Here is a 13,225-nt window from a genome sequence, read left to right as displayed (position 1 = left end):
CGGAGATGAGCCACGAGCCCCTCCCCGTGCGGGTCGAGGAGGCGCCGCGGGCGACCGGCCAGATCACGCCGCACCGCGGGCGACGGGTGGAGCTGCCCGGGCCGGTCGTGGCGCTGCGGGCGCAGGCGCGGGCGCGCACGCCCGACGAGCCGTGGGACGCGGTCGCGGTGCTCGTACCTGGCTACTCGGGGTCAAAGGAGGACTTCGCGCCGCTGATCGACCCGATCGCGGACGCGGGGATCGACGTGCTCGCCCTGGACCTGCCGGGGCAGTTCGAGTCCCCGGCGCTGCCCGGCGAGCCGGATCACCGGTCGTCCCCGCTCGGGGCGGTGGTGGCGCGGATCGTGCGGGACGAGGCGGACGCGGGGCGCACCGTGCTCCTGCTCGGTCACTCCTACGGCGGGCTCGTCGCCCGGGCCGCCGTCCTCTCCGGCGCCCCGGTGCGCGGCCTGACGCTGATGGACACCGGGCCCGGAGAGCTGCCGATGGGGCCGCGCCGCACCCGGCTCGACGTCCTGGAGCCGGTGCTGCGTCGCCGCGGCCTGGACGCGGTGGTCGCGCTGCGCGAGGAGGCGGGCGACTGGGAGGCCGCCGGCCCCGCCGTCGCGAGCTTCCTCAAGGAGCGGTTGCAGCGGTCGTCGCCGGTCGCGCTGCTGGGGATGGGCGACGCGCTGCGCAGCGAGCCCGACCGGGTGCCGGAACTGGTCGCCGCGCTGCGCGGGCGGCGGCTGTCCACGCTCGTGGTGTGCGGCATGCACGACGACGCCTGGCCGGTCACCACCCAGCGCACGATGGCCGACCGGCTCGAGGCCGAGTTCGCCGCCGTCCCGGGGTCGGCGCACTCGCCGAACGTCGAGAACCCCGACGGGCTGCTCGACGTCCTGGTCCCCACGTGGCGGACCTGGCTGCGCGAGGACACCCTGGAGCCATGACGGATCTCGTGCCGATCCCCAGGGATCCCGCCCTCGGCTACTTCGGTCCGGGCAGCGTGACCTGGAAGGTGATGGCCGACCCCGCCGCGGGCCCCGGCGGGATCGCCGCGCTGTTCACCCAGGCGCTGCACCCGCGCGCGCTCGCGGGCGTCGACCAGCACTCGGACTTCCGCACCGACTTCTGGCCGCGCCTCGCCCGCACGGCCGAGTACGTCATGACCGTCACCTACGGGCCGCGCGAGAAGGTCGACCGCATCGCCGGGCACGTCCGCCGCGCCCACGAGCACGTCCGCGGCGTCGACCCGGTCACCGGGCGGACCTACGCGGCCTCGGACCCGGACCTGCTGCGCTGGGTCCACGTCACCGAGGTGCACGGCTTCCTCGACGCGGTGCAGCGCGCGGGCGGCGGCCTCACCGACGACGAGGCCGACCGCTTCCTGGCCGAACAGGTCCGCGCCGCCGAGCTGCTCGGCGGCACCGACGTGCCCGCCTCGCGCGCCGAGGTCGCCGACTACTTCGAGGCGGTCCGGCCCGAGCTGCGCGCCTCGGCCACCAGCCGCAGCGCCGCGCTGCGGCTGCTCGCGCCCCCGCTCCCCACGCGCGTCGCGCTGACCACGCCGGCCCGCCCGGGCTGGGCCGCCCTGGCCACCCTCGGCTTCGCGCTGCAGCCGCGCTGGGCCCGCCGCATGCACGGGCTCCCGGGGCTCCCGACGACGGACCTCGCGGCCGGTCTCGTGATCCGGGCGCTGCGCTCGACCGTGCTGGCCCTCCCCGAGACGTGGCAGCGCGGCCCGGTGGCCCGCGAGGCGCTCGCCAAGGAGAAGGCCCTGCTGGGAGAGGCCGCGTGACCGACCTGGAGGTGCAGGCGGCCGAGTTCGACGCCGCCGACCCCCTCGCCGCCTGCCGGGAGCGGTTCCTGCTCGGCGACGAGGTCGCCTACCTCGACGGCAACTCCCTCGGCCGTCCGCTCGCCGTCACCGCCGACGCCCTCGCCCGCTTCACCCGCGAGGACTGGGGCGGGCGGCTCATCCGGGCCTGGGACGAGCAGTGGGTCGCCCTCCCGACGGAGCTCGGCGACCGGCTCGCGGCCGTGCTGCTCGGGGCCGCGCCGGGGCAGACGCTCGTCGGGGACTCCACGAGCGTGCTGCTCTACAAGCTCGCCCGCGCGGCGGTGGACGCGGCCCCCGCGGACCGCGACGAGATCGTGCTCTCCGACGACGACTTCCCCACCGACCGCTACCTGCTCGAGGGCATCGCCGCGGAGACCGGCCGCACCCTGCGCTGGATCCCGACCGACCACGCCGGCGGGGTGTCGGTGGAGCAGGCGGCCGCGGCCGTGGGCCCGCGCACGGCCCTCGTCGTGCTCTCGCACGTCACGTACCGGTCCGGCCACCTCGCGGACGCGGTGACGATCACGCAGGTCGCCCACGCGGCGGGCGCGCCCGTGCTCTGGGACCTCTGCCACTCGGTGGGCTCGGTGCCGATCGACCTCGACGGCTGGGGCGCGGACCTCGCCGTGGGATGCACGTACAAGTACCTGGGCGGCGGCCCGGGGGCCCCGGCGTTCGCCTACGTCGCGGCGCGCCACCACGGGGTGCTGCGCCAGCCCGTCCAGGGCTGGTTCGGGCGTCGCGACCCGTTCGCCATGGCGGCGGGGTACGACCCGGCGCCCGGCATCCGCCAGTTCCTCTCCGGCACGCCGCCGGTGCTCGCCACCGTGCCGCTGCAGGTCGGGCTGGACCTCTACGCCGAGGTCGGCATCGACGCGGTGCGCGCGAAGTCGGTGGCGCTGACGGAGTTCGCCGTCGCGTCCGCCGACGCCCTCGGCCTGGAGCTCGCCTCGCCGCGCGACCCGCAGCGGCGCGGCGGTCACGTGACGATCCGGCACCCGGACGCGAAGGCGCTGGTGGCCGCCCTCTGGGAGCGTGGCGTGATCCCCGACTACCGGGCGCCCGACGGCATCCGGGTCGGCCTCGCCCCGCTCTCGACGTCGTTCGCCGAGGTGGCCGCCGGGTTCGGGGTGCTCGCCGGGCTCATGCCCACCAGTTGAGGGAGAGCACCACCAGCACCGTCACCGGCACGGCGAGCGCCGCGACCGTCGCCGGCCAGACCGGGGTCCGGCGGGCGGCCGCGATCCCGGTGGCGCCGAGCGCGACGACGGCGCCGACGACGTGGCCGACCACCACCCCGAGCCCCGGCCCGACGGCGCGCAGCACGAGCGGCGCGACGACCACCACCAGCGCCAGCACCATCAGCCCGCCGGTGAGCACCCGCGCGACCTCGACGAGCCGCATGAGCGCCGTCGGCCGGTGCCGACCGATCGGCCGCCCGAACGCGCCGGTGCGCGGGGCGGACGTCGGGGTGGGCGGCACGGCCTGCAGGTGCCGGGGCGTCGAGGCGTAGGGCTGGGTCGGGCCGTCGACCGGCCGCTCGATCGGGGTCCCCGGGGCCGGGGTGAACGCCCGGTCCATCGCCGTCCAGCCGTGGGGCGGCGTGGGGTCGTCGGCCGGGTGGCGGGCGGTCATGCGGTCCCTTCTCGGGGCAGCGACGGGGGCAGCGACGGGGTCACGGGGCGAGGAACGACCAGGAGGGCACCGCCGCGGAGGCGGCCCGGCCCTCGGGGCAGCTGCGCCGGAAGTCGCAGCGCGCGCACCCCGGGCCCGGGGCGGGCGGGAACAGCGCCTCCGGGTCGCCGCCGGCGGCCAGCGCGTCGGTGGTGTCGGCCAGGGCCCGCGCGGTGGTCTCGGCGGCCCGCCGGTGCCGGGCCAGGGAGGTCTCGTCGTGCTCGGCGACGGCCACCGTCCCCGACGGCGGGTGGTGCAGCTCCACGCGGCGACAGGCCCGGCGCAGCGTCCGCACGGCGGCGAGGGCGTACAGCGCGAGCGCGCGCGAGCCGAGGGCGTCCGCGGGGGTCGGCACGTGGCGGCCGGTCTTGTAGTCGACGATCACGGCGTCGCCGTCCGCACCGGCGTCGATCCGGTCGACCCGGCCCTCGGCGACGATCCCGCCGACCGGCGCCGCGACCCAGCGCTCCACGCCGAGCGGCTCGCCGACCTCGGTGTCGGCGACGTAGCGCGCCACCCACTCCCGGGCCCGGCCGCGGTACTCGTCGACCTGGCGGTCGTCGCGGAACCCCTCGGAGGACCACAGCGTGTCGACGAGGCGGGCGGCCGCGGCCGGCGAGCGGCGCGCGGGCGGCGTCTCGTACACCGCGCGGAGGACGTTGTGGACGACGGCGCCGAGCGTCGCGTGCGCCCACGCCCCACCCCGCGGCGGGGTCGGCCGGTCGAGGTAGGTCATCCGGTAGCGCCGCCGGCAGTCGTCCCAGGTCGCCAGCCGCGCCGAGGTGACCTTGACCAGCGGGAGGGGCATGTCCGCCAGACTCAGCTGCCCGCTCACCGGTCCCACTCTAGGCGGCGCCGATGATCACCTCGGCGCCGGTGGCCCGGTCGAGCAGGGCGTCGAGCTGATCCGGGGCGGTGGTGGCCGCCGCGATCGGGATGTCCTTGCGGGTCCCGTGGTAGTCGCTCGATCCGGTGACGACGAGGCCCAGCTCGCCGGCCAGGGCCCGGAGCCGCTCGCGGTCGTCGGCGGTGTGGTCGGGGTGGTCGACCTCGATCCCGACGAGGCCGTGGGCCGCCAGGTCGCGGATGACCGACTCCTCGATGACCTCGCCGCGGGTCCGCGCCCACGGGTGCGCCCAGACCGGCACGCCGCCGGCCGCCCGGATCGTCGTGATCGCCTCGTCGACGGGCGTGTCGGCCTTCGGCTCGTAGTACGGCCCGTCCTTGGCCAGGAAGGTGCGGAACGCCTCGCCGACCGAGGCGACCACGCCGAGGTCCAGCAGCGCCTGCCCCACGTGCGGGCGCCCGACCGGGGCGCCGGTGCGCGCGGCGATGCCCTCGGGGTCGACGTCGTACCCGGCGGCGCGCAGGCGGTCGGTCATCACCCGGATCCGGCGCAGCCGCTCGCCCCGCAGCCGCTCCTGGTCGGCGAGCACCGCCGGATGGGAGGGGTCGAACAGGTAGCCGAGCAGGTGCGCCGGGACGCGGCCGCCCCGGCCGTCCGGCGCGTCGGTGGAGAACTCGGCGCCGCGGACCAACCGCACCCCGCGCGGGACGGCGGCGGCGGCCGCGTCCCAGCCCGCCGTCGTGTCGTGGTCGGTGAGCGCGAGCGTCGTCACGCCCGCGGCGGCCGCGCGGCGGACGACGTCGGCGGGGTCGTCGGAGCCGTCGGAGGCGTTCGAGTGCAGGTGGAGGTCGATCACGGCCGGGACGGGGTCTGCCGCTTCTCGCCGAACACCAGCTCGGAGATGGCCTCGTAGAACTCGTCGGGGTCGGGCATGTGGTGAATCTTGTTGAGCGCCTGGATCTGACCGGCCGACTCGATGACCAGGGTGCCGTAGCCGAGCGCACGGCCCATGAAGGTGCGCTCGAAGGTGAGGTCGGTGACCTTCCCGAGCGGCATCATGCCGACCTTCTGTGTGAACACGCCCTCGGCGAGCATCACGCGCTTGTCGGTCATGACGACCTTCTCGACCCACCACTCGCTGATCTTGTAGGAGGCCTTGATCAGCACCAGCAGCGCGCCGTACCAGAGCATGTTCGACACCACCGGGCCCTCGGGGAGCTCCACGGCGGCGACCAACAGGACGCCGAACAGCACAGCGGCCTGGACGACCTCGTTCATGACCTTGACCCAGTGCCGCCGGAAGCGGATCACGCGCCGCTCGGTCGGCAGCACGTACTCGTCGATGTCCCGTGGTGCGAGCACGTCGGACCTCCCCTTCCAGCGCCCGGCAGGAGCCTATCCCGCCGGGGGCCGGTCGAGGCACCGCCGCGGCGGTGGCTCAGCGGTCCTGCGGCACCGGGCGGTTCGGCTGCTCCAGCGCGAACTGCTGCTCGGGGGTGTCGGCCACCGGCCGCTTCGGCACCATGACCTTGCGCCGGTAGATGCAGACGACGACGCCGTCCTGGTTGTAGCCGATCGTCTCGACCTGGACGACGCCGCGGTCGTTCTTCGACGACGACTCCTTCTTGTCCAGCACGGTCGACTCGCCGTAGATCGTGTCGCCGTGGAAGACCGGCTTCACGTGGCGCAGCGACTCGACCTCGAGGTTCGCGATCGCCTTGCCGGAGACGTCCGCGACCGACATCCCGAGCAGCAGCGAGTAGACGTAGTTGCCGACGACGACGTTGCGGCCCTGCTGCGTGCCGGACGCGTAGTGGTTGTCCAGGTGCAGCGGGTGGTGGTTCATGGTGATGAGGCAGAAGAGGTGGTCGTCGTACTCGGTGACCGTCTTCCCGGGCCAGTGCTTGTACGTCGCCCCGACCTCGAACTCCTCGAAGTACCGACCGAACTGCACGTGTCCACTCCCTGAACTCACTCGACGACGGCGACGACCCGTGTCACTCCGGCGGCGCCCGCCGCGGGCCGAGTCGTAGGATGGACCATCGGTGCACCGCGCGGACCAGCGGGAACGCGTGAGCCGTGCGACATGGATCGAGACAGGAGGTGGACGTGGACTCCCCCGAGCAGGCAGCTGACACCCCTGGCGGAAGTACCGGCCGCGTCCCCTCGTGGCTGGCACCACGCCCCTGAGCGGGCGTTCCGGCCCGGGGCGACGCGGAGAGCCGTCCTCCGCCCCGACCCGAGAACCGAGGTCCCCCGTGCCCGCACTCCCCTCGCTGCGCACCGCCGCCCGTGTGCGCCGCCCCCGCGCGCTCGACCAGGGCGTCGGCGTCCCGCACGTCCCCATGTCCGCGTTCGTCGTCGACTGCGCGATCTACGTCGACGGCCGTCGGGTCGAGGGGCGCTGGAACCCGCGGGACGCGATCGCCGAGGTCCGCAGCCGCGGTGAGGGCTTCGTCTGGATCGGCCTGCACGAGCCCGACGCCGAGCAGATCGAGGACATCGCCGAGGTCTTCGGCCTGCACCCGCTCGCCGTCGAGGACGCGGTGCACGCCCACCAGCGCCCGAAGATCGAGCGCTACGACGACATGCTGTTCTCGGTGTTCAAGACGATGCGCTACGTCGCGCACGCCTCGCCGACCACGGCGAACGAGATCGTCGAGTCCGGCGAGCTGATGTGCTTCGTCGGGCGCGACTTCGTCGTGACCGTGCGCCATGGGCAGCACTCCGGCCTGCGCCGCGTCCGCCGCATGCTCGAGGCGGACCCCGAGCACCTGGCCCTCGGGCCCGCCGTGGTGCTGCACGCGGTGGCCGACCACATCGTGGACGCCTACCTCGACGTGTCGGCCGCGGTGGAGGGCGACATCGACACCATCGAGGCCGAGGTGTTCGCGCCGTACTCCGACTTCTCGGCCGACCAGATCTACCTGATGAAGCGCGAGGTGCTCGAGCTCCGCCGCGCGGTCGCGCCGCTGGTCAACCCGCTGCGCCGGCTCACCGAGGGCTACTCGCCGCTGGTGCCGACCGAGGTGCGCAGCTACTTCCGCGACGTCGACGACCACCTCGCCACCGTCGCGGAACGGGTCGCGCAGTTCGACGAGCTGCTGACCACGCTCGTCGACGCCGTGCTCGCCAAGATCACGCTCCGCCAGAACAACGACATGCGCAAGATCACCGCGTACGCGGCGCTGCTCGCGGTGCCGACGATGTTCGCCGGCATCTACGGCATGAACTTCGACTACATGCCCGAGCTGCACTGGAGCTTCGGCTATCCGCTGGTGATCCTCGTGATCCTCTCGATCTGCGGCTGGCTCTTCCGCACGTTCCGCCGGAACCGCTGGCTCTAGCCGAACCGGACATCTCCTCTCGTTCCCGACGAGGGGCTGCGCCGGGTGGCGCAACCCGCCTCACCGGTCGTCGAGAAGGCGATTGGGTCACGGGGAACGGGGGCACACGGGCCGTTGTGTAGCTGGGCTCACCAACCAGCCCGGCCCCGTGATGCGGGAGGTCCTCGTGACGGCCACTGAACACCCGGGCAGCGTGCGCTCGCTGATCCCCGCCCGGATCGACCGGTTGCCCTGGTCGCCGTTCCACACCCGCATGGTCGTGGCGCTCGGGACGGCCTGGATCCTCGACGGCCTCGAGATCACGATCGCGAGCAACGTCGGCGACAAGCTCACCGACTCCTCGCGGCTCGGCCTGTCCGCGACCGCGGTCGGCGGCCTCGCGACCGCGTACCTCATCGGGCAGGTGGTCGGCGCGCTCGTGTTCGGCCACATCTCCGACCGGCTCGGCCGACGGCGACTGTTCATGATCACGCTGGCGATCTACTTCGGCGGCTCGGCCCTCACCGCCTTCACCGTCGGGTCGGGCGGCGCCGCGATCGCGTTCATCTACCTGACGCGGTTCATCGCGGGCGCGGGCATCGGCGGCGAGTACGCCGCCATCAACTCCGCGATCGACGAACTGATCCCGGCGTCCTACCGCGGGCGCGTGGACATCGCGGTCAACGGGACGTACTGGGCGGGTGCCGCGATCGCGGCGATCGTGCAGGTCCCGCTGCTCTCCGGCGCGCTCTCCCCCGCCATCGACTGGCGCATCGCGTTCCTGCTCGGCCCGGTCCTCGGCCTCGGGATCCTGTTCCTGCGCCGGCACCTGCCCGAGAGCCCGCGCTGGCAGATCATGCACGGGCGCGGCGAGGAGGCCGAGCGGTCGATCGCCTACATCGAGCACGAGGTGGAGTCGACCGGGAAGGCGCTGCCGCCGGTCGACGACCGCAAGGCCATCGAGATCACGCCGACCGACCAGACCGGCTACCTCACCCTGCTCCGCGTGCTGTTCCGGACCTATCCCGGCCGGTCGACGCTCGGTGCGACGCTGATGATCACGCAGTCGTTCCTCTACAACGCGATCTTCTTCACCTACGCGACCGTGCTCGGGACGTTCTTCGGGGTGCAGGACACGGCGCTCTACTACATCCCGTTCGCGATCGGGAACTTCCTCGGCCCCCTGCTGCTCGGACCGCTGTTCGACTCGCTGGGTCGCAAGCCGATGATCTCCGGCACCTACATCCTCTCCGGCGGGCTGCTGGTGATCTCGGCGTTCCTGTTCCGCGCCGGGATGCTGACCGCCACGACCCAGACGATCGCCTGGTGCGTGATCTTCTTCTTCGCCTCGGCGGGCGCGTCCGCGGCGTACCTGACCGTCAGTGAGGTCTTCCCCATGGAGGTGCGCGCGAAGGCCATCGTCGTGTTCTTCGCGATCGCGCAGGCCTTCGGCTCCATCGCGCCGCTGTTCTACGGCTCGCTGATCGACAAGAACGCGCCGGACCCCTCGAAGCTGTTCATCGGCTACATCGTGGGCGCCGCGATCATGATCGTCGGCGGGTTGGTGACGCTCGCCCTCGGTGTGAAGGCCGAGGGCCAGTCGCTGGAGGACGTCGCGAAGCCGCTCTCGGTGGTGCGCGCGACGGGGGCGGCCAGTACGTGAGCCCCCCCGCCCCACCCGCGTGAGGGGACCCCTCAGGCGGTCGGGGCGGGCCGATCGTCCCCTCACGGTTCCCGACGGCGGGGCGAGCCCCGGGCTGGCAGCATCGCCGACCGTGAGCACCCTCTCCGGGCCCGACCAGCCGGCACCGCCGGGGTGGCGGTCGCACCAGCACGTGCAGCGCTTCGTCACGGCGGCGCCCCGCGAGCGGGTGTGGGCGTGGCTGAACGACCCGGCGACCTTCACCGACACCCAGATCCCGCCGTGGCGGGTGGAGTTCCTCGGCGGCGGGTTCACGCCGGGCGTGGTGACCACCCATTACGGCCCGGGGCTGCACCTCCCCGGCGTGCTGGGCGAGATCCGCGACGGTGCGTACCGCGACCTGCAGTACCTCTACGGCGCGTACGCGATTTCGTTCCGGCTGCTGCGCCCGACGCGACTGCAGATCGCCGTGGCCGACGCCCCGGGCGGCACCGAGGTGGACCTGCGCATCGACGCGCACGTCCACCCGCGGATGCTGCGCCTCTGGGCGCTCTCGCAGCGGGTGTTCTGGCGACGCTTCGAGACCTGGACGGCGAAGGCGACGGCCTGACGTTCGGCGCGAGTGCGGCGATCTGCGCCACCGTTGACGCAGATCGCCGCACTCGGCTCGCGGCGCTGGCCCCTGGTCTCCCCGCGACGGTGACGCCAGGCATCCCGGCGGGCCCGCGAGGCTGCGTGGCGTGCCCCTCGCGGGCGCAGGGGCGGTGGGGCTACGTCTGCTCGGAGCCGATCGCGAGCTTGGCCAGCATGTCGCGGGCCTTCTCCGCGTTGCGGGGCTGGCAGAGCACGTCGTAGCGGCCGGCGACGAGCTGGCTCGCCGAGGTGAAGTCGCGCCGTCCGCGCGAGGCGCCGTAGGTGATCGCGCCGGAGACGACACCGAACACGATGCCCATCCCGAGGCCGAGCAGGATCGCGCCGAACGACCCGTTGGCGCTGAACAGCGACAGGATCACACCGACGAACAGGCCCAGCCACGCGCCGGACGCGGCGCCGGTGGCGAGGACGCGACCCCAGGTCAGGCGTCCGATCACGCGCTCGACGAGCATGAGGTCGACGCCGACGATGGTCACGTCGGCCACCGGGAAGTCGTTGTCGGCGAGATGGTCGACGGCCCGCTGCGCCTCCTCGTACTTCGCGTACGACCCGATGGGCCAGCCCGAGGGCGGCTCGGGAAGGTTCGGCAGCCCGGGGGCGGCCCCGGGACGGTTGCCGAGGAACGGCGCGCTCACACTGACCTCCGCTGACTGATCGGCCCCGGTTGCTCGGGGTCCGCGCATCCTTCCAACGGACGGAACCGGTGGAAAGTGCCCACGCGGAGTGTGTGCCCGCTGACGCGGTCGGCCGAACGGCGCAACCCGCACCGCCGCGTCGTCGGGAATGCAGCGAGGGAGCCGCCCGGGACCGGGCGACTCCCTCGTGACGATGTGGCTCTCCTGCCACTGGATGACAGCAACGACGCTTCGCTGCCACCCAGGGGGGGGCGACGACTCAGCGCAGCTTGTAGTCCTTCAGCAGACCACGGCTGATGATCGTCTTCTGGATCTCCGAGGTGCCCTCGCCGATGAGCAGGAACGGCGCCTCACGCATGAGCCGCTCGATCTCGTACTCCTTGGAGTAGCCGTAGCCGCCGTGGATGCGGAAGGACTCCTCGGTGACCTCCTTGCAGTACTCGGAGGCGAGCATCTTGGCCATGCCGGCCTCGACGTCGTTGCGCTCGCCGCGGTCCTTCAGGCGGGCGGCGTTGACCATCATGAGGTGGGCCGCCTCGACCTTGGTGGCCATCTCGGCGAGCTTGAACGCGATCGCCTGGTGCTGCGCGATCGGCTTGCCGAAGGTGGAGCGCTGCTGGGCGTACTCGATGCCGAGCTCGAAGGCGCGGATCGCGATGCCGCAGGCGCGGGCGGCGACGTTCACGCGGCCGACCTCGACGCCGTCCATCATCTGCGCGAAGCCCTTGCCCGGCAGTTCGCCGAGCACCTGGGTCTGCGGGATGCGGAAGCCGTCGAACACCATCTCGGTGGTGTCGACGCCCTTGTAGCCCATCTTGTCGATCTTGCCGGGGATCGAGAGCCCCTCGGCGACCTTGCCGAACCCGCGTGGCTTCTCCACCAGCAGCGTCGTCAGGTTCTGGTACGGCTTCTCGGCGCCCTCGTCGGTCTTGACGAGCACCGCGGTGAGGGTCGACGACCCGCCGTTGGTCAGCCACATCTTGGCGCCGTTGACGACGTAGTCGTCGCCGTCGCGGGTCGCGCGGGTCTTGATGGCCGCCACGTCGGAGCCCAGCTCGGGCTCGGACATCGAGAACGAGCCGGTGATCTCACCGGTCGCCATCTTCGGCAGGTACTTCTGCTTCTGCTCCTCCGTGCCGTGGTGGATGAGCATGTAGGCGACGATGAAGTGGGTGTTGATGACACCCGAGACGCTCATCCACCCGCGGGCGATCTGCTCGACCGTCAGCGCGTAGGTGGCCAGCGACTCGCCCAGCCCGCCGTACTCCTCCGGGATCATGAGCCCGAACAGGCCCATCTCCTTCATCCCGTCGACGATCTCCTGCGGGTACTCGTCGGCGTGCTCGAGTTCCTGGGCCTTCGGGATGATCTCCTTGTCCACGTAGTCGCGGACGGTGGAGAGAATCTCCTCCTGGACCTCGGTGAGGCCGGCGGTCTGGGCGAGACGTGCCATGACGATGAGCTCCTGACGAAGGTTTGTTACCGGCGAGTATGCGGTCAGCTCTCCGGCGGGGTCCAGCGCTCCCCACGCGTCATGCCGGCGGCGCGACCCTTGCCCGCGATGACCAGGGCCATCTTGCGCGATGCCTCGTCGATCATCTCGTCGCCGATCATCGCCGAGCCCTTCTTGCCGCCCGCCTCGGAGGTGAACCACTCGTAGGCGTCGAGGATGTTCTCGGCGTGGTCGTAGTCGTCCTGGTTGGGCGAGAAGACCTCGTTGGCCGCGTCGATCTGGCCGGGGTGCAGCACCCACTTGCCGTCGTAGCCCAGCGCCGCCGAGCGCAACGCGACGCGGCGGAACGCGTCGACGTCGCGGATCTGCAGGTAGGGGCCGTCGATGGCCTGCAGGTCGTAGGCGCGGGCCGCCATGAGGATCTGCATGTAGATGTAGTGGTAGGCGTCACCCTCGGTGTAGCCCGGGGGCTGCTCGCCGACGACCAGCGACTTCATGTTGATCGAGGCCATGAAGTCGGCCGGGCCGAAGACGATGGTCTCCATGCGCGGCGACGCGGCGGCGATCTCGTTGACGTTGGTCAGCCCCAGCGCGTTCTCGATCTGCGCCTCGATGCCGATGCGGCCGACCTCGTAGCCCATGGTCTTCTCGATCTGCGTGAGCAGGAAGTCCAGGGCGTGCACCTGCGCCGCGGTCTGCACCTTCGGCAGCATGATCGCGTCGAGGTTCGCGCCGGCGCCCTCGACGACCTCGGTGACGTCGCGGTAGGTCCACTCGGTGGTCCAGTCGTTGACGCGGACGACCCGGGTCTTGCCCTCCCAGCCGCCTTCGTTCAGCGCCGAGACGATCGTCTTGCGCGCCCCCGGCTTCGCGAGCGGGGCGCAGGCGTCCTCCAGGTCGAGGAAGATCTGGTCCGCCGGCAGGGTCCGCGCCTTGTCGATGAACTTCTGGCTCGACCCCGGGACCGCGAGACACGACCGACGCGGGCGGTTCTCGACACTCACTCGCACTGACCTCCTCGAAGGCCCCCGCCTGTCGTCGCGGAGGCGCACGGTTGACCGGGATGTTGACATGCGATGACTCCGCTGTCCCGATTCAGGTGAGCACCCTCTCCGCCGCGAGCCGGGAGTGCAACGCCGCTAACCTCAGCGCGTGACCCGTCCCGCCAGCAC

At 72.6% G+C, this 13,225-nt stretch carries 14 protein-coding genes; 6 read left to right on the top strand and 8 right to left on the bottom strand.

The window, feature by feature from the left end; all coding sequences use genetic code 11:
- The first annotated feature begins 5 nt into the window (after positions 1–5).
- From ACQPYX_RS05620 to ACQPYX_RS05610, 3 genes are read left to right on the top strand one after another with little or no spacing between them, the layout of a single operon-like run.
- The gene (locus tag ACQPYX_RS05620; RefSeq protein WP_433801923.1) at positions 6–932 is read left to right on the top strand and encodes an alpha/beta fold hydrolase; all 927 of its coding nucleotides are present in this window, start codon (positions 6–8) and stop codon (positions 930–932) included.
- Entirely contained in the window at positions 929–1,780 is an 852-nt protein-coding gene (locus tag ACQPYX_RS05615) for an oxygenase MpaB family protein (RefSeq protein ID WP_433801922.1), read from the top strand. Before ACQPYX_RS05620 ends, ACQPYX_RS05615 begins: the two co-directional genes overlap by 4 nt.
- A complete protein-coding gene (locus ACQPYX_RS05610) occupies positions 1,777–2,982 on the top strand; it encodes a kynureninase (protein ID WP_433801921.1) in 1,206 nt (401 codons plus the stop codon). Before ACQPYX_RS05615 ends, ACQPYX_RS05610 begins: the two co-directional genes overlap by 4 nt.
- On the opposite strand, the gene ACQPYX_RS05605 is transcribed toward ACQPYX_RS05610, so the two are convergent.
- The 5 genes from ACQPYX_RS05605 to ACQPYX_RS05585 form a co-directional block, all read right to left on the bottom strand.
- The gene (locus ACQPYX_RS05605; RefSeq protein WP_433801920.1) at positions 2,966–3,457 is read right to left on the bottom strand and encodes a hypothetical protein; all 492 of its coding nucleotides are present in this window, start codon (positions 3,455–3,457) and stop codon (positions 2,966–2,968) included. The genes ACQPYX_RS05610 and ACQPYX_RS05605 overlap by 17 nt on opposite strands.
- A gap of 40 nt (positions 3,458–3,497) precedes the next feature.
- Positions 3,498–4,340: a RecB family exonuclease gene (locus tag ACQPYX_RS05600; protein ID WP_433801919.1), complete on the bottom strand. Its 843-nt coding sequence runs from the start codon at positions 4,338–4,340 to the stop codon at positions 3,498–3,500.
- Between the two features lies 1 nt (position 4,341).
- Positions 4,342–5,199 carry a PHP domain-containing protein gene (locus tag ACQPYX_RS05595; protein WP_433801918.1) on the bottom strand — a complete coding sequence of 286 codons (858 nt, stop codon included), beginning with the start codon at positions 5,197–5,199 and terminating at the stop codon, positions 4,342–4,344.
- Positions 5,196–5,705, bottom strand: a complete 510-nt coding sequence (locus ACQPYX_RS05590) for a PH domain-containing protein (protein ID WP_433801917.1) — start codon at positions 5,703–5,705, stop codon at positions 5,196–5,198. The genes ACQPYX_RS05595 and ACQPYX_RS05590 overlap by 4 nt, the downstream gene beginning before the upstream one ends.
- A 76-nt stretch (positions 5,706–5,781) precedes the next feature.
- Entirely contained in the window at positions 5,782–6,297 is a 516-nt protein-coding gene (locus tag ACQPYX_RS05585) for a MaoC family dehydratase (protein ID WP_230751492.1), read from the bottom strand.
- Between the two features lie 304 nt (positions 6,298–6,601).
- Between ACQPYX_RS05585 and ACQPYX_RS05580 the strand changes: the two genes are divergently transcribed.
- The 3 genes from ACQPYX_RS05580 (at position 6,602) to ACQPYX_RS05570 (ending at position 9,921) form a co-directional block, all read left to right on the top strand.
- Positions 6,602–7,690: a magnesium and cobalt transport protein CorA gene (locus ACQPYX_RS05580; RefSeq protein WP_433801916.1), complete on the top strand. Its 1,089-nt coding sequence runs from the start codon at positions 6,602–6,604 to the stop codon at positions 7,688–7,690.
- 166 nt (positions 7,691–7,856) lie between these two features.
- The gene (locus ACQPYX_RS05575) at positions 7,857–9,332 is read left to right on the top strand and encodes an MFS transporter (protein WP_433801915.1); all 1,476 of its coding nucleotides are present in this window, start codon (positions 7,857–7,859) and stop codon (positions 9,330–9,332) included.
- A gap of 112 nt (positions 9,333–9,444) precedes the next feature.
- Entirely contained in the window at positions 9,445–9,921 is a 477-nt protein-coding gene (locus tag ACQPYX_RS05570) for a hypothetical protein (protein ID WP_433801914.1), read from the top strand.
- A 160-nt stretch (positions 9,922–10,081) separates the two neighbouring features.
- Here the strand turns inward: ACQPYX_RS05570 and ACQPYX_RS05565 are convergent, their stop codons facing one another.
- The 3 genes from ACQPYX_RS05565 to ACQPYX_RS05555 all read right to left on the bottom strand — a co-directional run bounded on the left by ACQPYX_RS05565 (position 10,082) and on the right by ACQPYX_RS05555 (position 13,057).
- On the bottom strand, positions 10,082–10,600 hold the full coding sequence (locus tag ACQPYX_RS05565; protein ID WP_018335213.1) for a general stress protein: 519 nt from the start codon (positions 10,598–10,600) through the stop codon (positions 10,082–10,084).
- A gap of 259 nt (positions 10,601–10,859) precedes the next feature.
- A complete protein-coding gene (locus tag ACQPYX_RS05560; RefSeq protein WP_433801913.1) occupies positions 10,860–12,053 on the bottom strand; it encodes an acyl-CoA dehydrogenase family protein in 1,194 nt (397 codons plus the stop codon).
- Positions 12,054–12,097: 44 nt separating this feature from the next.
- Entirely contained in the window at positions 12,098–13,057 is a 960-nt protein-coding gene (locus ACQPYX_RS05555) for an HpcH/HpaI aldolase/citrate lyase family protein (protein WP_433801912.1), read from the bottom strand.
- Positions 13,058–13,225: the final 168 nt, after the last annotated feature.

Source organism: Actinomycetospora sp. CA-084318 (assembly GCF_050955885.1).
Lineage (GTDB): Bacteria > Actinomycetota > Actinomycetes > Mycobacteriales > Pseudonocardiaceae > Actinomycetospora.
This window is presented reverse-complemented; position numbering and strand designations above follow the sequence as displayed.